Here is a 19,257-nt window from a genome sequence, read left to right as displayed (position 1 = left end):
TCAGACAGGCCGTTTGCTCTTTTGCACGTGCCGCCAGAACGCCGTGGCCGCCGGCGACAGACGGGTGACGTCCAGACAAGCCAGGCCGATGCGCCGCTGCGCGCCGGGAGCCAGCGGCCGGTAAACCACTCCCGGATAGTCCGCGGGCAGGGCCAAGGCCGCCGCCACCGATACCCCTTCCCCGCCGGCGACATAAGCCAGGATGGACAGCAACTGCGACAGCTCGTGCGTGACCTGCGGGCGCAGCCCGGCCCGCGCGAACATCTGCGCCACCAGCCCCTGTGAGCCGGCGCGCGTGAGAATGAGCGGTTGTGCGGCCAGGGCCTGCGGAGTCACGGTCCTGGCGCGCGCCAGGGGATGATCGACCGGCAGGACGGCCATGAGTTCGTCGCGGGCCAGCGACAGGGTTTCAAAGCCGGGCCGGGGCAAGGTCACCACACCGAGTTCAAGGCGACGCTCCTGCAGGTCTTGTTCGACCTGCGCGTCGGGCCGCTCCACCACGCTGAGGACGATGCCGGGGTAATGGCGCCGAAAGGACTTCAGCAGCGGCGGCAACAGTTTGAGCGATGAACTCGCGCCGAACGAACCCAGGCGCAACACCCCGCTTTTGAGGCCGGCGCTGGCCTGCGCCGCAGTCATCATCAGTTGCAGGGCCGCGAACAGGTCACGCGCATGCGGCAACACCTGCTGGCCGGCATGCGTGAGGGCCAGGCCCGGCGCCTGGCGGTCGACCAGCGCCGTCCCCATGGCGGATTCCAGCGCGCGCAGGGCATGGCTGGTCGCCGAGGGCGTCATGCCGATGCGGGCGCCGGCACTGGCAATGCCGTCCGCACTGGCCAGGGAAAGCAACAGTTCCAGCTGGCGCAAGGTGGGCGGGGTCGCGCCGAAAGGGGATTCCATATTGAGCGATCACTCAATTGAACGTGATATTGATGGATTATAGACTCAACAATAACAACCCCTCTTTCACCGCGCCACAGGAACCTCCATGCAAACCGTCGCCCAAATCCTAGGACAGCGTCTTTATGAAGCCGGCTGCCGCCATGCCTTCGGCATTCCTGGCGGAGAAGTGCTCTCCGTCATGGAAGGGCTGGGGCAGGCCGGCCTGGCTTTCACCCTGGTCAAACACGAGAATGCCGCCGGTTTCATGGCCGAAGGCGTCTTTCATCGCGACGGCGCGCCCGGCGTGCTGATCGCCACGCTGGGGCCCGGCGTGGCCAATGCCGTCAACGCCGTGGCCAATGCGCTGCAAGACCGGGTGCCGCTGATCTTTCTCACCGGCTGTGTCGATGAGGACGAGGCGGCCACCTATACCCATCAGGTGTTCGACCATGCAGCGCTGCTGCGCCCCATTACCAAGGCCTCGCTGCGCATGAGCGCCGGCGCCGCCGAAGCGCTGATCGACAAGGCGCTGGCCATCGCCCTGGACGACCCGCCCGGGCCGGTGCATATCGATGTGCCCATCTCGGTGGCGCGCGCCGTGGCCGGGCGGCAGCCGGGCACCCGCCGCAGCCGGCCGGCGCCCAGCGCTCCGGCGCCCGGCCCGGCGCTCGAGCAGGCGCGCCAATGGCTCGCGCAGGCCCGCCGGCCAGTGCTGCTGGCCGGCGTGGAGGCGGTCTACCACCAGGCCGGGCACGAGGTCGCCGAGTTGGCCCGCACGCTGCGCATTCCGCTCATCACCACCTACAAGGCCAAGGGCATCCTGGACGAACGCGACCCCTTCGCGCTGGGTGGCGCCGGACTGTCGCCACGGGCCGACGAAGTCCTGCTGCCGCTGTTGCGCGAGGCCGACCTCATTCTGCTGGCGGGCTATGACCCGATCGAGATGCGCAGCGGCTGGCGCAACATCTGGAGCGACAGCGCCCGCGTGGTCGAGTTCTGCGCCACCCCCAACACGCACTACATGCATCAGGCCCGCCACAGCTTCGTCGGCAATGTCCGTGCCGGCCTGCAAGCCCTGCGGCACGGTGTGAGCGGCGCCTCGACCTGGCTGCCAGGAGAAACCGAAGCGATCAAGGCCCGCCTGCGCGAGCGCTATCGGCTGGATGAGCCCTGGGGGCCGGGCGCCATCATCGACGAGGCGCGCCGCGCCCTGCCGGAAGACACCCTGGCCTCGGTGGACAGCGGCGCGCACCGCATCCTGCTGTCGCAGGCCTGGCAATGCTACGAGCCGCGCGCCCTGATGCAGTCCAGCGGCCTGTGCACCATGGGCTGCTCCCTGCCCCTGGGCATCGGCGCGCAACTGGCCTCGCCCGGACGTCCGGTGGCCGTCTTCACCGGAGACGCCTGCCTGGAAATGACGCTGGGCGAACTGGCCACGGCGCGCGACGCCGGCACGCCGGTGATCGTGTTCGTGTTTGTCGACGCCTCGCTATCCCTGATCGAGATCAAACAGCGCGCCAATGCCCAGCCCAACCTGGGCGTGGACTTCGGCGGCAACGACTTTGCCGCCGTCGGCCAGGCCCTGGGCGGCTATGGATGGCGGGTCGACTCGCGCGAAAGCCTGCGGGCGGCCATCGGCCAGGCCCTCTCGGCAGATCGCTACAGCGTGATCGCCTGCGACCTCCCCAGGCGCGCCTACGACGGCCGCATCTGAGTCGCCTATTGCATCGGGATATCGAGCGCCGCGATCAGCGCGCGGCATTGCTCGGTGTCCTGCTGCATCTGCCGGGTGAACTCGGCCGGCCCCTGAAAGCTGGCGTACATGCTGATGGACGCCAGCCGCCGATCGATCTCGGGCGCAGCCATGATGCGGCCGGCCGCCGCGCCCAGCTCCTCGACCAGCGCCGCCGGCGTGCCGGCGGGCGCATAGATGCCGAACCAGCTCGGGATGCCCAGCGCGACACCCTGCTCGGCCAGCGTGGCCACGCCAGGCAGCGTCGAAGAACGATTGCGCGGCATCACGGCAAGCGCCTTGGCGCTGCCGTTCTGCACCTGCGACAGCGCAATGCTGTCGACCATCAGATCGATACGCCCGCCCAGCAGATCGTTGAGCGCCTCGCCCGACCCCTTGTAGGCCACATGCAGCGCGTCGATGCCGAGCGTTTTCATCAGGGCGGCGGCCTGCATGTGCGTCAGCGTCCCCAATCCGGCCGAGCCATAGGTCACCGCTCCCGGATGCTGCTTGCCATAAGCCACCAGGCCGGCGATGTCGTCGGCCGGGAAATCCTTGCGCGCCGTCACGATGCCGATGGACGAACTGAGTTTGGCGACCGGCGTGAAATCCCGCACCGGGTCGTAGCCTACCTCGCGCAGGTAGGGCGTGATGGCCATGATGGCCGTGGGCGCCAGCAGCAACGTGCGGCCATCGGGCGCGCTCTGCGCCACGTGGCGCGCGCCGATGGCCCCGCCGGCGCCCCCCTTGTTCTCCACCACGGTAGTGCGCGCTAGCGTCTCGCCCAGGCCTTGCGCGAACAAACGCGCAATGCGGTCGGCGTTGCCGCCCGCCGGATACGGCACCACCACCGAGACCGGCGCCTCGGCGGCCCGAAGCCGCCCGCCGGCGGCCAGCGCCAGACCGGCCAGGGTGGATTGCAACCACAGTCTGCGATTCATGCGCCTGCTCCTCCGGATAGGTCAGCGCCCCAGATAGACGGGCGCGCGCTTTTCACGAAAGGCCTGACGGCCTTCTTCGATATCGTGGCTGTCGCGCACCACGCCCAGCTCGCGAATCACCCGCGCCATGTCCTCGGCGGGGCCGCGCGGCATCACGTCGCGGGTCACGAAGCGCTTGAGGGTGCTCAGCACCAGGGGCGCCATCCGGGCCAGCCGCTGCGCCATCTCCAGCGCCTCAGACACCTGTTGGCCAACCGGCACCACCCGGTTGACCAGCCCCACTTCGCGCGCGCGCCCGGCATCCAGCGTGGCGCCGCACAGCATCACGTCCATGGCGATCTTGTAGGGAATGCGCGCGGCCAGCCCGGCGATCATCCCGCCGGTGAAGCCCAGCTTGGCCTCGGGATAGGAAAACCGGGAGTTCTCGGCGGCGATGGCCAGATCGCACATCATGTGCATCACCAGCGCCCCGCCCACCACCCAGCCGGCCGTCGCCGCGATGATGGGTTTCTCGGTGGTGATGCCCACGGTCGGGATACAGCGCCACAGCTCAGGCAACCGGGCCACGTCGGCCCCCGACGAGAAGGCCTCGTCACCCGCGCCGGTGATCACCGCCACGCGCTGCCCGGAACGGTCAAACTCGGCAAAGCCGTCCTGCAGCGCCAGGGCGGTATCGCGGCAAATGGCATTGCGCCGCTCGGGCCGGTTGATGGTGAACAGCGTCACCGCGCCAAAGGTATCGATCTCGACGACTGCCATGCTCCCTCCTTGTGCGGGATGTTGAACGCCTCAGGCCAGGCGGGCGCGCGCATCCACGGCCACGCAGCCCTGCCCCTGCAGACGCACCTTGAGCGGATTGATCTCGATCTCGAAGTCCTGTCCGGCCAGATCGCTGGCCAGCCACCCGAGCCGCACCATGACCTGCGCGACGCTGTCGACATCGAGCGCCCCGCGCCCCCGATAGGCCTGCATGAGAGGCGCGCTGCGCAGGCGTGCCAGGGCCTGGCGGGCCGCCTCGAGATCGAAGGGCGCCGGCAGCACGACGATGTCCTGCAATGTCTCGACCAGCACGCCGCCGCTGCCCACTACCACCTGCGCGCCGAACTGCGGGTCGCAACGCGCGCCCACCAGCAATTCCAGTTCGCCGGCTTCCATGGCCTGCAACGAAAAGCCCTGCAGCCGGGCGTCCGGCCGCAGTCGGGCGATACGCGCCTGCATGGCCTGCAGGCCCTCGCGCAGCCGCGCCGGGCTGTCGACGCCCAGCAACACGCCGCCCACCTCTGACTTATGCACGATGTCGGGCGACACCACCTTGGCCACCAGCGGAAAGCCCACGCTTTGTGCCATCTCAAGCGCCTGCGCGACATCGGCGGCCAGCCGCTCGCGGTTGACCGGGATGCCGGCCCCGGCCAGCCATTGCTTGGCGGCCTGCTCGCCCAGCTCGCCCGACGGCGGCCGGGCCGGCGCGCAACCCGCCGGGCGCTGCGCCACGCCGGGCTCGCGATAGGCTGACCAGCGCCGCCAGGCCGAGAGCGCCTGCACCGCCTCGGCGAGATTGTTGGTGAAAGGCTGGCCGGCCGCCACCAGCGCCTGGCGCGCACGCTGCGCGGCGCGTCCCGGCTGCATCACGAACAGCGCCGGCTTGCCGGCTTCGCGCACGCCCTCGGCGAGATAGGCGGTGACGTCATGCAAGGCCGGCGCCGTAGTCAGCACCACCAGCGCGCCATCCACCGCGGGATCGGCCAGCGCCAGCGCGGCGGTCTGGCGCGACACGTCGGCCGCGTTGCTGCCGACCTCGTGCCGGCGGCCGCCCAGATCGATCGGGTTGTGGGCCTGGCCTTCCGTAAACAGCTCGCCCAGAGCGGACTGTGTGGCCGTGCCAAAGCGCGCCAGCGGCACACCGGCCTCGCTCAGGCGATCGGCGCTCAGCGCGCCGCCGCCGCCCGAGGTCGTGATGATGGCCACCTCGTCGAGTTTGCTTGCGGGATGGCGCGCCATCGCGGCCGCAAGCAGCAGCATGGCGGCCGGGTCCTCCATCAATACGATGTTCTCCCGCTCGAAGACGGCCTGCAGCGCCGCGTAGTCCCCGGCCAGGCTGGCGGTATGCGAAAACGCGGCCTGGCTGCCGGCCTGCGTCTTGCCCGCCTTGACGGCCAGCCAGGGCTTGCCCGCCTGGCGCGCCCGGCGCGCCAGCTGCAAAAGCCGGGCGGGCGACTTGACGCCTTCGATGTAGGTGCAGATCACCTGCGTGGCCGGATCGTCGATCAGCCACTCGACGAAATCGCACAACTCCAGGTCCGCCTGATTGCCTACCGAGACACAGTGGCTGAAACCGATGCCCGCCTCGTGCGCCCGGTCGAACAACGTTGCCATCAACGCCCCGCTCTGGCTGACGAAGCCGATCGGGCTCGACAGCAGCGCATCCACCTCCAGGGCGGGCGAGGAGCACAGCACCAGGCGGTTGGCCGGGCTGATCACGCCCAGACAATTGGGGCCGATCAGGCGCATGCCTGTGGCCCGCGCGGCGGCCACCACCTCGCGTTCGGCCGCCGCGCCGGCCTCTCCCGCATCGGAGAACTTGGAGGTGATCACGATGCCGCAACGCGCGCCTTGCTGCGCGCAGGCCGCCACCGTGTCCCTGACCTTTTCCTGCGGAATCGCCATCACCACCATATCCGGCGCCGACGGCAGCGCCGCCACCGAGGGATAGGCCGGCACGCCGAAGAGCGTGTCGCGGGCCGGATTGATGGGATAGATGCGCCCGTCGTAGCCGTGCTTGAGCAACATGCGGAACAGGCGCCCGCCGAACTTGCTCTGATCTTCCGAGGCGCCGATCACCGCCACGCTGCGCGGGTTCATGTAAGCGTCCAGCCCGGACGCATTGCTGCCGTGTTCCATCGTGAAGTCCCTGGATGAATCCGAATCGGAAAGACAGGACTCAGCGGCATCTTGCCCGCTGCGACCCATGCGCACTGCGGTGCTGCCCACCGGCCAAGCCGGCGCAAACCTGAACGACAGAATGGGAAAACTGCGCTGCGGCGCATGGAAACCAGACCGCCGCAAGCCGGGCGCCCGGCTCCCGGCCGCATTTCCCGGGGATGAAGCGCATTCTAGGGATGTTCCACTTTAAAATAAAACAATTCCATATTCTGGAAACCCATTCATGAACAACACGCTCATCAAGGGTCTGCAGGTGGTCGAACTGCTGGCCCACAGCGACACCCCCCAGAGCCTGACCGACATCGCCAACCGGCTCGGGCTGGCCAAGAGCAATGTGCACCGCCTGCTGATCGCACTGTCGGAATTGAAATACGTCATCCGCGACGAGGGCTCGGGCCGCTACAACGCCTCGATCAAACTATGGGAACTGGGTTCGGCGGTGCTGGGCAAGCTGGATCTCAAGCGCCATGCCGAACACTGGATGTCGACCCTGAAAGACCAGACCGGCGAAACCGTGCATCTGTCGGTGCTCGACCGCGACGAGGTGGTCTACGTGCACAAGATCGAAAGCGACAATCCCATCCGGGCCTACACCCAGATCGGCGGCCGCGTGCCGGCCTATTGCGTGGCCACCGGCAAGGCCATGCTGGCCTATCGCTCGGCCGAAACGCTGCAACGCGTGACCGCCTCGCTGGTGCAGATCACGCCGGCCACCATCGCCCAGCCCAAGCGCTTTCTTCAGGAGATCGAGAAGATCCGCAAGCAGGGCTACGCGGTCAATCGCGGCGAATGGCGCGAGGGCGTCTACGGCGTGGCCGCCCCCATCCTGGATGGCTCCGGCCAGGTGATCGCCGCGCTCGGCCTGTCCGGCCCGTCGACACGCTTTCGCGCGACCCAGATCAAGCAGTTTGCCGAAAAGCTCGGGCGCGCCACCGAGGGCATTACCCAGAGCCTGGGCGGGCATGCCGCGCTGCCCACCCTGGCCCATGTGACCCGCCGCATGGTGGCGGCCAAGCCCTGAGGCGGCTCAGGCTACGCTGCGCAGCGCCGGCGGCTCGAACACGGTGACCGGCGGCAGAGCCTGGGTGTAGCGCTCCAGCCGGACCAGGCAGGAATGGGCTGCGCACCCCTGGCTCAGCCCAGAAGACGGCACATCCTGGGTCAGCACGTTGGGATTGCCATGGCTGTCCAGCGACGACCCGTCAGGAGCGACCACCGGGTCGAACCAGGCGCCCGTGGACAGCGCCACCACGCCGCGGCGTACCCCATCGGACAGCACCGCCGCCGCCAGGCAGGCGCCGCGCGCATTCCACAGGCGCACGATGTCGCCCTCGGCAATGCCACGCTCGGCCGCGTCCTCGGGGTGCAGGCGGACCGGCTCTCGCAGGCCGATTTTCATGCCGCGGCTGTAGGCGCTATTGTCCAGCTGACTGTGCAGCCGGGTCTGCGGCTGGTCGGAGATGAGGTGCAGCAGGCCGTCCTCGCCCTGCCCGCCGCGCAACCACTCGCTGGGCTCATACCAGCGCGGATGGCCGGCGCAGTCGGCGATCCCGAATCCGGCGATGCGCTCGCTGTGGATCTCGATACGGCCCGATGGCGTAGTGAGGGCATGGGCCTCGGGATCCTGGCGAAAACTCTCCAGCAGGATGACCCCGGGTGCGCGTTCCGGCTCGGGCAGCAGATCGATGCGCCCCTGCTCCCAGAAGCGATCGAAGTCCGGCAGGGTCACGCCGGCGCCCGCCGCGCTGGGCTGGCAGTCGGCGTACAGGGCGCGCAGCCATTGCATGGTGTCGCGCGATTCGGTGAAGAGCTCCTCGGCGTCCAGGCGCCGCGCCAGCTCGGTGAAGATCGCGTAGTCATCGCGTGATTCGCCGTAGGGCGGCATCACCCGCTTCATGGCCACCAGGAAACGCTCGCGGTTGGAATACCCGATGTCATCACGCTCCAGCGTGGTGGTGGCCGGCAGCACGATATCGGCGCGCCGCGCGGTCGAGGTCCAGAATGGCTCGTGGACGACGATGGTTTCGGGCCGCTGCCAGGCCAGCTCCAGGCGGTTGAGATCCTGATGGTGGTGAAAGGGATTGCCGCCCGCCCAATAGACCAGGCGGATGTCCGGATACTGATAGGTCACGCCGTTGTACTGAAAAGGCTGGCCCGGCGACAGCAGCATGTCCGACAGGCGCGCCACCGGAATGAAGTCACGCACCGCGTTGCGGCCCTGCGAGAGTGTCGGCCCCGAAAACTTGGGCACCGTGCTGCCCATCATGTTGACCGAGCCGTAACCCACGCCGAAGCCCCCGCCCGGCAGGCCGATCTGCCCCAGCATGGCCGCCACGGTCACCACCAGCCAGTAAGGCTGCTCACCATGCTCGGCACGTTGCAGCCCCCAGGCCGCATTGATCATGCAGCGGCTGCCAGCCATCTCACGTGCCAGCGCGCGGATGCGCGCAGCCTCGATGCCGGTCAGCGGCGCGGCCCACTCGGCGCTCTTGGGCTGACCGTCCTCTTCGCCGCGCAGATAGGCGGCGAAGACCTCGAAACCCACGCAGTAACGTTGCAGGAAGGCCTCGTCATGCAGGCCTTCGGCATACAGGGTATGGGCCAGCGCCAGCAACAGCGCGGTGTCGCTGTTGGGCACGATGGCCCACCACTCGAAGCCCGCGCCGGTCGCCAGGTCATCGCGCAGGGGGCTGATGTTCACGAAACGCGTGCCGGCCTGCGCCATGCGGCGCAGCCCGCCGGGAATGCGGTGCGGCGAGGGGCCGCCAGCACTGATCTGGGCGTTTTTCTCGGGCACGCCGCCGAAAGTGACGAACAGCTCGGTATGCTCGCGCAGCACATCCCAGGAAGTATGGCTGGCCATCAGGGTTTCCATCGGCGCCACCACATGGGGCATCAGCACCCGCGCCGCCCCCAGGCTGTAGGAGTCGCGATGGGAGACATAGCCGCCGATGGCGTTCAGAAAGCGGTGCGCCTGGCTCTGGGCATGATGAAAACGCCCGGCGCTGGACCAGCCATAGCAGCCACCGAAGATCGACGCATTGCCGTGCGCCTTGCGCACCCGGTCCAGCTCCGCGGCCACCATGTCCAGCGCCTCGTCCCACGGCACCTCCACGAAGCCTTCGCGCCCGCGCCGCTCCGGATGCGCACCGGGCCCATGCCGCAGCCAGCTCTCGCGCACACTGGGACGAGCCACCCGCACCCCCGCATCGCGGCAGGCATCGAGCATCGACAGCCCGATGGGCGACGGCGACTCATCTTCCGGAATCGGCGCCAGATGGCTGACCTCCCCCTTCTGGTAGTGGACTTCATAGACTCCCCAGTGGGCCGAGGTATAGGTCTTCATGGCAACGGACTCTCGAGATCGCAAGGCAGATCATGCAAGGCCCGCGGCCGGCGCCCGGGCAATCAGGCCTCATGCTAACCAGGCTGATCCAGGCAGCTCAAATTTTCCGCAAACAGGAATACAAATTCCAGAATATGGAAATATGAAAAACGCCATCAGCCTGCCTGGAAGCATCAGGCCGTCCCTCAATGGAGTTCCAGTTGATAGAACTTTTATCTCCAATGATGGCTTCTTCCCAGAATTCGCCGAAGTCGCAGCATCCTCTTCTCTTCGCAGCACGCTTGCGTAAGGACGCCCGCCATGACCGCCTCCCCGCCGCGTTCGCGGACTACCCCGACCTGCGCCGGGGGAGCGCAGCCGGCCGCAGACTCGTGCCGGGCCGCCCGGTATCAGGCGCCCGGCGGCCCGGAAGTGAAAAATATTTCCTGCAAGGCCACATTTGGCGGCGGCATATGCAAATAACTTCTAAGCATAAGACCGTATCCTGACCGTTGATTTTCTTCGTCGACGGATACGTATGCTCGCCCCTATTGATCACAGCACCCCGGTGCGCCGCTTTTCCGCCAACGTCTCGCAATTGATGCAGGCCAAGCAGATGGCCCTGCTGGATGGGCTGTCGGCGCTCATGAACGATGCCGATGCCCTGCTCGCGCTGGTGCCGCCCGAGGCGCTCACCACACGCAGCGCCAGCTACACGCGCCATCTGGTCTGCGCCGACGAGCATGGCAGCTACTCCGCCATGCTGCTGGTTTGGCACCCGGGTCAGCACAGCCCGGTGCACGGCCACAAGACCTGGTGCACCTACAAGGTGCTGCAGGGCACCCTGACCGAACATCACTACCACTGGAACGATGCGGACGGCCTGGCTGAACCCCGCGGCGCCGTGCAGCGGCGCAGCGGCGATGTGGTCAGCGCTCCCGCCGGCCTGACCGCCATTCATCGTCTGGGCAATGAAAGCGAGACGGTGGCCGTGTCACTGCACGTCTATGGCGTGGAGCGCGATCGCATCGCCACCCACGTCAACCTGCTGGTTCAGGCCGCCTAGGCCAGCTGCAAGGTGCCGCGCGCGCCCATCAACAGATCGATCACATCGGGCGCGCCGATGATTGCGTAGCGGCTGTCCATCTGTGCCGCGTTCAGGCCGTGATGCAGCATGCAGGATTTGCACACGGCCACCCTCCCTCCCAGCTCCAGATACTCGCGCAGCAGCGCGGCGGCCGGCTCGAAAGGCTGACCGATATCCACGCCGTCGGCAGCCCCTGGCACGCCCAGCGTCACCCCGTCCGCCATCAGGATCAGACAACTGTCGTGCCCCTTGCGGCGCGCGGCCAGGGCCATGGTCAATGCCACTGTGACCTTGTCGGGCTGGGCCGGGCCGTGGAACAGGGTGGCGACGAAACCGGATGTCTGCAACATGACGAACTCCCGTGAGAATGCGGACCGCCAGATGGCCGGTCACTTGACATTAAATTAGCAAATGCTAAATTAGAATCGTCTAAATTAATGAAAACGTCAATATGACCCAGGACGGCCCCTCCGACGCCATGCAGCTCATGCAGGCCGGCGCCGCCAAGGCCGCGGCGCTGTTGCGTGCGGTCGGCAACGAGCACCGCCTCATCGTGCTGTGCCTGCTGATCGAACACGAAGAGCTGCCGGTCGGCGCGCTGCGCGACTACCTGCCCCTGAGCCAGTCGGCCCTCTCGCAACACCTGGCCCGCATGCGCGAGGAAGGTCTGGTGACCTATCGGCGCGACGCCCAGACCCTGTACTACCGCATCGACAATCCCGACGTGGCCCGCCTGATCGGCACGCTCAAAACCCTGTTCTGCCCCTGAGGACGCCTCATGCCGCTTTCTTCGCTTTCCCCCCTGGATGCGCAGGCCCTGCTGGCCCGCGGCGCCATCCTGATCGACATCCGCGATGCCGACGAATATGCGCGCGAACACATCCCCGGCTCACGCCACGTGCCGCTGGCCCAGGTCGACCCGACCCACCCGGCCGCAAGAGACGCCCGCGTGCTGATCTATCACTGCCGCTCCGGCAACCGCAGCCACCTCAGCCGCCAGCAGCTGGCCGAGCGCTCAGCCTGCGAAGCCTATGTGCTCGAAGGCGGCCTGGACGCCTGGAAACGCGCCGGCCTGCCGGTGGCGCGCGACGCCCGCCAACCCCTGGAATTGCAACGCCAGGTGCAGATAGCGGCCGGCGCACTCATCCTCCTCGGCACCTTGTTGGGCGTGACGGTTTCGCCCTGGTTGCTGGCCGTGCCGGCCTTTTTCGGCGCGGGCTTCGTCTTTGCCGGGTTGACCGGCTTTTGCGGCCTGGCGCGTCTGCTGTTGAAGATGCCGTGGAACCGCAAGTCCATGGCCGTCTCTTCACGGCCTTCTCAAGGAGCATTGCCATGAAAGCCAACGTCGGCGGACTCGACCGCCTGCTGCGCATCCTGATCGGCGCCCTGCTGATCGGGCTGGTTCTGGGACAGGTCATCGGCCCCTGGGGATGGATAGGCGTGCTGCCCCTGGCCAGCGGGCTGTTCCGCTTTTGCCCGCTCTATACACTGCTGGGCGTACGCAGCTGCAGCCGGCAATAGGCCGGCAGCGCACGCCGCGTGCCGCCAATGCGGCGCCGCGGCGATGCAAAGAAAACGCCGGCATGATGCCGGCGTTTTCCTTGCTGGCTTGCGCGCAAGGCGCAGGCTTTATTCGGGCTTGATCTTCTGTTCGGTGATCAACTTGCTCCAGCGGGCGCGTTCAGCGGTTTCGAACTCGGCCAGCTCCTTGCCCGAGATCTTGCCACCCGTCGCCCCGAGGGAGGCCAGTTGCTGCTGCACCGCCGGCGTGGCCAGGGCCTTCTGGGCGGCGTCGATCAGGGTCTGCTGCACCTCGGGCGTCATGCCGGCCGGGCCGTACAACGCAAACCAGGCCGTCACGTCGAAGTCCTTCAGGCCGCTTTCGGCCACGGTGGGCACATCAGGCAGCGACGGCTGACGCTCGGCCGAGGTGACGGCCAGGGCGCGCACGCGCGAACCGTCCTTCAGGTGAGCCAGGGCGCTGGGCACGTTGTCCAGCAGGATATCGACCTGACCGCCGATGAGCGCGGGCATGGAGGCCGACACGCCCTTGAACGGTACGTGCAGCATGTCGATGCCGGCAGCCTGCTCCAGGTAGGCGCCGGTCAGATGCACCGACGACCCGATGCCGGGCGAGGCATAGGTCAGGGGCTTGTCCTTGTTGGCGCGCGCCTTGGCGTAGAGATCCTGCATGGATTTCATGTCGGAATCGGCAGCCACGGCGATCACGTTGGGTGCGGTGAACACCATCGACAGCGGGGTGAAGTCCTTGGCCGGATCAAAGGGCATGTCCGGATAGATGAACTGGTTGATGGTTTGCGTGCCGATGGTGCCCATGGCGATGGTGTAACCATCCGGTGCGGCGCGCTTGAGCACGCCCATGCCGATGTTGCCGCCCGCGCCGGCGCGGTTGTCGACCACGATCGACTGCTTCAGGAAAGGCGCCATGCCCTGGGCAATGGTGCGCGCTGCCAGATCGGTGGTGCCGCCGGCCGGATAGGGCACGATCAGCGTGATCGGACGCGAAGGGTAGCTGTCAGCCTGGGCGCTGAACGCCAGACCACCCAGCACAGCCACGCTGAGCAGCTTGCGGATCGAGAAGTTTTTCATTGTGCTTGTCTCCAGTAGGGCATGAGAATTTCTGAGCGGGGTCATCCAGGACCGGCCGTCTCAGAGACATAACGCAAACGCAACGCGAAAGCCCGGGTGGGGCAAGCGGTACGGCGGCGCAATGGATACAGAGATACTACGTTTTTGCATTCAGGCGTGTATACAACGACGGACTGTCCGCGCTGTCGAACACAACGCCGCCGCCGGAGAACCGGCGGCGGCGTCAGGGCCACACCTTGACCTTGCACGCGCTCAGCGATTCATCACCGCCACCGTGCGCACATTCAGGTAGGCCTCAAGGGCCTCCGGCCCTCCTTCCGAACCATAGCCGGAGTCTTTCAGGCCGCCGAAGGGCAGCTCTGCGCTCGTGATGGCCGGCATGTTGATCCACATCATGCCGACTTCCACGTGGCGGGCCAGCAGATCGGCGTTCTTCAGCGAACTGGTGAATCCATAACCGGCCAGACCGAACGGCAGGCGGTTGGCTTCGGCAATGGCGTCTTCCAGGCGCGAGAACGGACGGATCGCGGCCACCGGGCCGAAGGGCTCATCGTTGAACACCTTGGCATCCAGCGGCACATCGGCCAGCACGGTCGGCGCCCAGAAGTTGCCTGCCTCGCCCATCTGCTTGCCGCCCGTCATGAGGGCAGCGCCCTTGGCCTGGGCATCCTGCACCAGATCCTGCATGGCGCTCAGACGGCGGCTGTTGGCCAGCGGCCCCATCTGGGTCGTCGGTTGCAGACCGTCACCCACGCGCAGCCCGGCCGCATGCGCGGCCATGGCTTCGGCGAACCGGGTCGCCACACTCTCGTGCACCAGGAACCGGGTGGGCGAGATGCACACCTGGCCCGCGTTGCGGAACTTGGCCGCGCCAGCCGAACGCACGGCCAGCTCGACGTCGGCATCTTCGCAGACGATCACCGGCGCATGGCCGCCCAGCTCCATGGTCACGCGCTTCATGTGGGCGCTGGCCAGCGCGGCCAGCTGCTTGCCCACCGGCGTGGATCCCGTGAAGGTGACCTTGCGGATCACCGGATGCGGAATCAGGTAGCTGGAGATCTCGGCCGGATCCCCATACACGAGGCCGACGACGCCGGCCGGCACGCCGGCCTCCTCGAACACCCGCACCAGCGCGGCAGGCGCGGCGGGCGTTTCCTCGGCCGCCTTGGCCAGCACCGAGCAGCCGGCGGCCAGGGCCGCGCCCAGCTTGCGTACCAGCTGGTTGATGGGGAAGTTCCAGGGCGTGAAGGCGGCCACCGGGCCGACCGGATCCTTGATCACCATCTGGCGGATCGACAGGTCATTGCGCGAGGGCACCAGACGGCCATAGACACGCATGCCTTCATCGGCGAACCATTCGATGATGTCCACGGCAGCCAGCACTTCGCCGCGCGATTCGGCCAGGGGCTTGCCCTGTTCCTGCGTCATGATGCTGGCGATGCGATCGGCACGCTCGCCCAGCAGAGCGGCGGCCCGGCGCATGATCTTGGCGCGCGCGGCCGGCGTCATGGCGCGCCAGGCTTCAAAGCCCTTCTGCGCGGCCTGTGCGGCGCGCTCGAGGTCGGCCTTGCCGGCGCGGGCCACGCGTCCGATCTCCGCACCGGTGGCCGGGTTGACCACGGGCAGCGTCTGGCCATCGGCGGCGTCGCACCACTGGCCGTCGATGAACAGCCGGGTATCGGGGTAAGTCATGTTGTTCTCCTGCCGCGTTTAGATCATCAGTTCGATCACGAAGGGCGCGGTCTTGCCGAAGCTGCTCGTCATCAGATCGGCGCACTCTTCCATCGTGGTGGCGCGGGCTGCTTCCACGCCCATGGCGTTTGCCAGACCGACCCAGTTCAGCGAAGGATTGCCCAGATCAAGCATGCTCATGGCGGTTTCGCCCGGCGTGGCGCCGACGTTCTTGTACTCGCCGATCAGGATGTTGTACTTGCTGTTGTTCAGGATGATGGTGGTCACCGGCAACTGTTCGCGCGCCTGCGTCCACAGCGATTGCAGCGAGTACATGGCCGAGCCGTCGGCCTGCAGGCCGATGACACGACGCTCGCGCTTGGCGCCGATGGCCGCGCCGGTGGCAACCGGCAGGCCGTCGCCGATGGCGCCGCCGGCCAGGTGCAGCCAGTCGTTGGCCGGCGCGGCATGGCTGAAGCGATAGAAGCCGCGGCCGAACGAGACGCTCTCATCCGAAATGATGGAGTTCTCCGGCATCAGGGCCGCCACGGTCTGGGCCAGGCCTTCCGGCGACGGTGCGCCGCTGGCGGCCTGCGGACGCGGACCGGGGTCGGGCATGTCGACCTGCGGGGCGTTCAGGACCTGCGCCAGCGCGGCCAGCGCTTCGACCGGATCCTGGTCGGGGCGCGACAACACCTGCAATTGCGCATCGGGCGAGTACTGCGTCGACGGCATGCCCGGATAGCCGAAAAAGCCCACCGGCGGCTTGGCGTTGACCAGAATGATGTGCTTGAAACGCTCCAGCGTCTTGATGGCGGCTTCCATGCCATACGGCACGCGCTCGAGTTGCAGGCGGCCACGGCCACGCGCCAGGTGCGACGTGACATAGTCGGCCATCACGGTCGCGCCGGTGGCCTGCGCCACGCGCCAGGCCAGCTTCTGGCCTTCGGCCAGCACGGCCGGGCCGGCCAGCAGGATCAGGGTGTCCGCACCGTGGCTGCGCAGCGTGCGCGCCGTGCTTTCGATGGCATTGCCATCGATGGACGGCGGCGGCGAGACGGCAATCGGATTGCCCACCACGCCACCCTCGCCCCACGACACGTCGGCCGGCAGGATCAGCGTGGCCACCTGGCCCGGATACTGCATGGCGGCAGCCACGGCCTCGGCCGCATCACGGCCCAGCTCGGCCGGCGCGTTGCTCGAACGCACCCATTGCGACACGGTATGCGCCATGCTGGTGGTGTCGGCGGTCAGAGGGGCATCGAAGGGGCGATGGTAGATCGCCTGATCGCCCACGATGTTGACGATGCCGCTGCGCGCGCGGCGCGCATTGTGCAGGTTGGCCATGCCGTTGGCCAGGCCGGGGCCGCAGTGCAGCAGCGTGCAGGCCGGCTTGCGGGCGATGCGGAAATAGCCGTCGGCCATGCCGGTGACGATGTTTTCCTGCAGGCCGAGCACGCACTTCATGCCGGGGACCTGGTCCAACGCGGCCACAAAGTGCATTTCGCTCGTGCCCGGGTTGGCAAAGCAGGTATCCACCCCGGAGGCCAGCAACGTTTTGACCAGACTCTTGGCACCGTTCATGTTTGTATCTCCCATAGATAGTGATGCGGAGGCGCCATCTCGCGGCGCGCTCCGGAGAAGGAAATGTCAGGCCGACGCGCGCACGGCCTGCCAGGCGCGGGCCATGCGGTCGATGCCTTCGCGAATGCCGTCGGCCGACGGCGCGGTGAACGACAGGCGCAGCGTGCTGGCGTCAGCCTGGCCGACATGGAAGCCCGTGCCGGGCACGAACATCACCTTGCGTTCGATGCAGGCCTTGATCAGGTCGGCCGAGGTCACGCCGTCCTTCAGGCGCGCCCACAGGAACATGCCGCCCTGCGGGGCGTGGAATTCGATGCCTTCGCCCATCTTCTCGCGCAGGGCGTCGGCCATCACGGCGCACTTCTCGCCGTAGGCCTGACAGATGCGCGCCAGATGGGCCGGCAGGCGTCCGCTGGCCAGGTACTCGGCGGCAATCGACTGCGTCCAGGGGGAGCTGCCCACGTCGGCGCTCTGCTTGGCGATGGTGCAACGGCGGGTGATCTCGACCGGCGCAATGCTCCAGGCCACGCGCAGGCCAGGGGCGACGATTTTCGACAGGCTGGCCAGGTGGACCAGCCACTGGCTGGCGCCTTCGATCTGCGGCGCCAGGGCCAGCAGCGACGGCAGGGGCTCGCCGGAAAAACGCAGGTCGCCGTAGGGATCATCCTCGACCACCAGGAAACGGAATTCGACGGCCAGCTCCAGCAGGCGGCGGCGGCGCGCCAGCGACAGCGTCGCGCCCGTCGGGTTGCCGAAGGTCGGCACCGTATAGACCAGCTTGGGGCGGCCACCGGCGCGCAGCATTTCTTCCAGGCGCTCGACCACCAGGCCGTCGCTGTCGACCGGCACGCCTTCGATGCGCGCACCCAGCACACGCAGGGCCTGGATGTTGTTCGGGTAGGCCGGGCTCTCGGCGTAGACCAGATCGCCGTCATCGAGCATGACACGCAGCAGCAGGTCAAAGGCCTGCTGCGAACCGGTGGTCACCTGAATCTGGTCCAGCGCCACTTGGGCGCCGCGTTCGGCCATCAGCGCCTGGATCTGCGTGCGCAGCCGGGCCGTGCCTTCGGTGCTGCCATACTGCAGGCACACCAGGCTGTCCTGGAAGGCGCGTTCGCTGGCCTGCTGCAGGCCCTCGGCGTCGAACAGGCGCGGATCGGGATAGCCGCCGGCAAAGGAAATCATCTCCGGATCGCTCAGGTACTTGAACAGATCACGGATGGGGGAGCTCTGGGGATGGACGAAGGCGCGGGAGAATGAGTACATGGGCCTGTAGCCGGCTAGGGATCGACGAAGTGAGAAACCCGTTGCCGGCGCCCGGCCCAGGCTGAGCGCAAGGACACACGGACCGGCGCAAACAGGTTCCAGTTATGCGAGCTTGGTATTCTTGCCCCGACCCGGGCCGTCGTAAAGCGATTAAAAATTGCCACGTGATGACTTTTTGTCATCAACATGGAAACACGCTCAAAGTAAGGGAATGCCCTATATCTTTCCTAAAATTCGGGATAGGGCAAAATCAGCGGGCCTGGCGGGATCAGGCCGGGAGATTCAGATCGGCGGCGAAACGCTTGGCTTCGTCGATGATCCAGTCACGAAAGCACTGTACCGGGGATTTGTCGCGCATGTCATTGGGGATGACCAGATGATAGGAGTCCTCGGCCGGCAGCGACAGCGGATGAGCCCGCACCAGGCCATTGTTCCAGGCGGCCTGCGGCACGAAAAACTCAGGAACCAGCCCAACCCCAAGGCCGGATTCGGCCGCCCGCACCACCATCGATTGCAGCTCGAAGCCCGCACTTTGCGCGGCGCGCGGCTCATCGGCCAGGCCGGCCGCCTCGAACCACTGGCGCCACGATTCAGGTCGCGTGGTGGAATACAAGAGAGGAAAGCGCAGCAGGTCGGCCGGCTCCAGCGGCGACTCGCCGATCAGGTCGCGCCGCGCCACCACAATCATGCGCTCGCCAAACAACAGGTCCAGCGAGGAATGCGGCCAGATCGCCTTGCCGTGGTGAATGGCGGCATCGAAGTGCTCTTCTTCGAAGGAAAAGGGATGGCTGCGCACCCCCATGTTGATGCGAATGGCCGGATAGCGCGCATAGAAGGCCGGCAGACGCGGGATCAGCCATTCGACCGCGAAGGTCGGCAGCACGGCCAGCTCCAGGTTGCCCTTGCCGCTGCCGTGCGCGGCGATCGACATGGTGTCGCGCTCCAGGGCGCGCAGCGCATCGCGCACCTGTTCGCTGTAGAGGCGACCCGAGCGGGTCAGCACCACGCGCTGCTTCACGCGCGTGAACAGGGAAACGTTGAGGCTTTCTTCGAGCAGGCCGATCTGGCGCGACACCGCGCTCTCGGTCAGCGACAACTCGCGCGCGGCCAGCGTGAAACTCTCGTGCCTTGCGGCCGCCTCGAAGGCGCTCAGCGCCGCCATACTGGGCGTTCGGATACGACGCATGGTTTCACGTGCTCCAAGCAAAAAAGCCAGACT

Annotated in this window: 18 protein-coding genes; 7 read left to right on the top strand and 11 right to left on the bottom strand. The window is 67.2% G+C overall.

Annotation, left to right across the window (positions count from 1 at the left end; all coding sequences use genetic code 11):
- Positions 1-900, bottom strand: coding sequence for a LysR family transcriptional regulator (locus tag A7V84_RS10530; RefSeq protein WP_025512904.1), 900 nt, complete (start codon positions 898-900; stop codon positions 1-3).
- A gap of 88 nt (positions 901-988) precedes the next feature.
- Between A7V84_RS10530 and A7V84_RS10525 the strand changes: the two genes are divergently transcribed.
- Positions 989-2,596 (top strand): thiamine pyrophosphate-binding protein, encoded by a 1,608-nt coding sequence (locus A7V84_RS10525; protein ID WP_063491881.1) that lies wholly within the window; start codon positions 989-991, stop codon positions 2,594-2,596.
- 5 nt (positions 2,597-2,601) lie between these two features.
- Here the strand turns inward: A7V84_RS10525 and A7V84_RS10520 are convergent, their stop codons facing one another.
- The 3 genes from A7V84_RS10520 to A7V84_RS10510 are packed head-to-tail and all read right to left on the bottom strand — an operon-like array spanning position 2,602 to position 6,453.
- On the bottom strand, positions 2,602-3,555 hold the full coding sequence (locus A7V84_RS10520) for a tripartite tricarboxylate transporter substrate binding protein (protein ID WP_063491880.1): 954 nt from the start codon (positions 3,553-3,555) through the stop codon (positions 2,602-2,604).
- A gap of 21 nt (positions 3,556-3,576) precedes the next feature.
- Positions 3,577-4,314 carry an enoyl-CoA hydratase/isomerase family protein gene (locus A7V84_RS10515; RefSeq protein ID WP_025512907.1) on the bottom strand — a complete coding sequence of 246 codons (738 nt, stop codon included), beginning with the start codon at positions 4,312-4,314 and terminating at the stop codon, positions 3,577-3,579.
- Between the two features lie 30 nt (positions 4,315-4,344).
- On the bottom strand, positions 4,345-6,453 hold the full coding sequence (locus tag A7V84_RS10510) for an acetate--CoA ligase family protein (protein WP_063491879.1): 2,109 nt from the start codon (positions 6,451-6,453) through the stop codon (positions 4,345-4,347).
- A 265-nt stretch (positions 6,454-6,718) separates the two neighbouring features.
- On the opposite strand from A7V84_RS10510, the gene A7V84_RS10505 reads away from it, so the two are divergent.
- Positions 6,719-7,516 (top strand): IclR family transcriptional regulator, encoded by a 798-nt coding sequence (locus A7V84_RS10505; protein WP_033535437.1) that lies wholly within the window; start codon positions 6,719-6,721, stop codon positions 7,514-7,516.
- A gap of 6 nt (positions 7,517-7,522) precedes the next feature.
- Here A7V84_RS10505 and A7V84_RS10500 read toward each other — a convergent pair whose 3' ends face one another.
- Positions 7,523-9,841, bottom strand: coding sequence for a molybdopterin guanine dinucleotide-containing S/N-oxide reductase (locus A7V84_RS10500; protein ID WP_063491878.1), 2,319 nt, complete (start codon positions 9,839-9,841; stop codon positions 7,523-7,525).
- Positions 9,842-9,983: 142 nt separating this feature from the next.
- On the opposite strand from A7V84_RS10500, the gene A7V84_RS21465 reads away from it, so the two are divergent.
- Entirely contained in the window at positions 9,984-10,130 is a 147-nt protein-coding gene (locus A7V84_RS21465) for a hypothetical protein (protein WP_156508017.1), read from the top strand.
- A gap of 228 nt (positions 10,131-10,358) precedes the next feature.
- Complete coding sequence (locus A7V84_RS10495) at positions 10,359-10,886, top strand: cysteine dioxygenase family protein (protein ID WP_025512911.1); 528 nt, start codon at positions 10,359-10,361, stop codon at positions 10,884-10,886.
- Here A7V84_RS10495 and A7V84_RS10490 read toward each other — a convergent pair.
- Positions 10,883-11,257 (bottom strand): DsrE family protein, encoded by a 375-nt coding sequence (locus A7V84_RS10490; protein ID WP_033535439.1) that lies wholly within the window; start codon positions 11,255-11,257, stop codon positions 10,883-10,885. The two genes, A7V84_RS10495 and A7V84_RS10490, sit on opposite strands and share 4 nt — an antisense overlap.
- 101 nt (positions 11,258-11,358) lie before the next feature.
- On the opposite strand from A7V84_RS10490, the gene A7V84_RS10485 reads away from it, so the two are divergent.
- Genes A7V84_RS10485 through A7V84_RS10475 form a run of 3 tightly spaced genes read left to right on the top strand, consistent with a single transcriptional unit; the run spans position 11,359 to position 12,428 of the window.
- A complete protein-coding gene (locus tag A7V84_RS10485) occupies positions 11,359-11,676 on the top strand; it encodes an ArsR/SmtB family transcription factor (RefSeq protein ID WP_025512913.1) in 318 nt (105 codons plus the stop codon).
- A 9-nt stretch (positions 11,677-11,685) separates the two neighbouring features.
- A complete protein-coding gene (locus A7V84_RS10480) occupies positions 11,686-12,243 on the top strand; it encodes a rhodanese family protein (protein ID WP_033535440.1) in 558 nt (185 codons plus the stop codon).
- Complete coding sequence (locus tag A7V84_RS10475; protein ID WP_025512915.1) at positions 12,240-12,428, top strand: YgaP family membrane protein; 189 nt, start codon at positions 12,240-12,242, stop codon at positions 12,426-12,428. The genes A7V84_RS10480 and A7V84_RS10475 overlap by 4 nt, the downstream gene beginning before the upstream one ends.
- Before the next feature lie 108 nt (positions 12,429-12,536).
- Here the strand turns inward: A7V84_RS10475 and A7V84_RS10470 are convergent, their stop codons facing one another.
- The 5 genes from A7V84_RS10470 to A7V84_RS10450 form a co-directional block, all read right to left on the bottom strand.
- On the bottom strand, positions 12,537-13,517 hold the full coding sequence (locus A7V84_RS10470) for a Bug family tripartite tricarboxylate transporter substrate binding protein (RefSeq protein ID WP_025512916.1): 981 nt from the start codon (positions 13,515-13,517) through the stop codon (positions 12,537-12,539).
- Positions 13,518-13,769: 252 nt separating this feature from the next.
- Positions 13,770-15,209: an NAD-dependent succinate-semialdehyde dehydrogenase gene (locus A7V84_RS10465; protein WP_063491877.1), complete on the bottom strand. Its 1,440-nt coding sequence runs from the start codon at positions 15,207-15,209 to the stop codon at positions 13,770-13,772.
- A gap of 18 nt (positions 15,210-15,227) precedes the next feature.
- Positions 15,228-16,772 (bottom strand): acetolactate synthase large subunit, encoded by a 1,545-nt coding sequence (locus A7V84_RS10460; RefSeq protein ID WP_025512918.1) that lies wholly within the window; start codon positions 16,770-16,772, stop codon positions 15,228-15,230.
- 66 nt (positions 16,773-16,838) lie between these two features.
- On the bottom strand, positions 16,839-18,038 hold the full coding sequence (locus A7V84_RS10455; RefSeq protein WP_033535441.1) for an aminotransferase-like domain-containing protein: 1,200 nt from the start codon (positions 18,036-18,038) through the stop codon (positions 16,839-16,841).
- Between the two features lie 268 nt (positions 18,039-18,306).
- A complete protein-coding gene (locus A7V84_RS10450) occupies positions 18,307-19,224 on the bottom strand; it encodes a LysR substrate-binding domain-containing protein (RefSeq protein ID WP_025512920.1) in 918 nt (305 codons plus the stop codon).
- Positions 19,225-19,257 lie beyond the last annotated feature (33 nt).

It is taken from the genome of Bordetella trematum (genome assembly GCF_900078335.1).
GTDB lineage: Bacteria > Pseudomonadota > Gammaproteobacteria > Burkholderiales > Burkholderiaceae_B > Bordetella > Bordetella trematum.
This window is presented reverse-complemented; position numbering and strand designations above follow the sequence as displayed.

What these genes read in the sequence shown, in the direction of transcription:
- A7V84_RS10525 (WP_063491881.1), top strand. Translation starts at nt 989, where the DNA reads ATGCAAACCGTCGCCCAAATCCTAGGACAGCGTCTTTATGAAGCCGGC.
- A7V84_RS10510 (WP_063491879.1), bottom strand. Translation starts at nt 6,453, where the DNA reads ATGGAACACGGCAGCAATGCGTCCGGGCTGGACGCTTACATGAACCCG.
- A7V84_RS10465 (WP_063491877.1), bottom strand. Translation starts at nt 15,209, where the DNA reads ATGACTTACCCCGATACCCGGCTGTTCATCGACGGCCAGTGGTGCGAC.
- A7V84_RS10500 (WP_063491878.1), bottom strand. Translation starts at nt 9,841, where the DNA reads ATGAAGACCTATACCTCGGCCCACTGGGGAGTCTATGAAGTCCACTAC.
- A7V84_RS10505 (WP_033535437.1), top strand. Translation starts at nt 6,719, where the DNA reads ATGAACAACACGCTCATCAAGGGTCTGCAGGTGGTCGAACTGCTGGCC.
- A7V84_RS10530 (WP_025512904.1), bottom strand. Translation starts at nt 900, where the DNA reads ATGGAATCCCCTTTCGGCGCGACCCCGCCCACCTTGCGCCAGCTGGAA.
- A7V84_RS21465 (WP_156508017.1), top strand. Translation starts at nt 9,984, where the DNA reads ATGAAAAACGCCATCAGCCTGCCTGGAAGCATCAGGCCGTCCCTCAAT.
- A7V84_RS10450 (WP_025512920.1), bottom strand. Translation starts at nt 19,224, where the DNA reads ATGCGTCGTATCCGAACGCCCAGTATGGCGGCGCTGAGCGCCTTCGAG.
- A7V84_RS10455 (WP_033535441.1), bottom strand. Translation starts at nt 18,038, where the DNA reads ATGTACTCATTCTCCCGCGCCTTCGTCCATCCCCAGAGCTCCCCCATC.
- A7V84_RS10485 (WP_025512913.1), top strand. Translation starts at nt 11,359, where the DNA reads ATGACCCAGGACGGCCCCTCCGACGCCATGCAGCTCATGCAGGCCGGC.
- A7V84_RS10490 (WP_033535439.1), bottom strand. Translation starts at nt 11,257, where the DNA reads ATGTTGCAGACATCCGGTTTCGTCGCCACCCTGTTCCACGGCCCGGCC.
- A7V84_RS10460 (WP_025512918.1), bottom strand. Translation starts at nt 16,772, where the DNA reads ATGAACGGTGCCAAGAGTCTGGTCAAAACGTTGCTGGCCTCCGGGGTG.
- A7V84_RS10480 (WP_033535440.1), top strand. Translation starts at nt 11,686, where the DNA reads ATGCCGCTTTCTTCGCTTTCCCCCCTGGATGCGCAGGCCCTGCTGGCC.
- A7V84_RS10475 (WP_025512915.1), top strand. Translation starts at nt 12,240, where the DNA reads ATGAAAGCCAACGTCGGCGGACTCGACCGCCTGCTGCGCATCCTGATC.
- A7V84_RS10470 (WP_025512916.1), bottom strand. Translation starts at nt 13,517, where the DNA reads ATGAAAAACTTCTCGATCCGCAAGCTGCTCAGCGTGGCTGTGCTGGGT.
- A7V84_RS10515 (WP_025512907.1), bottom strand. Translation starts at nt 4,314, where the DNA reads ATGGCAGTCGTCGAGATCGATACCTTTGGCGCGGTGACGCTGTTCACC.
- A7V84_RS10495 (WP_025512911.1), top strand. Translation starts at nt 10,359, where the DNA reads ATGCTCGCCCCTATTGATCACAGCACCCCGGTGCGCCGCTTTTCCGCC.
- A7V84_RS10520 (WP_063491880.1), bottom strand. Translation starts at nt 3,555, where the DNA reads ATGAATCGCAGACTGTGGTTGCAATCCACCCTGGCCGGTCTGGCGCTG.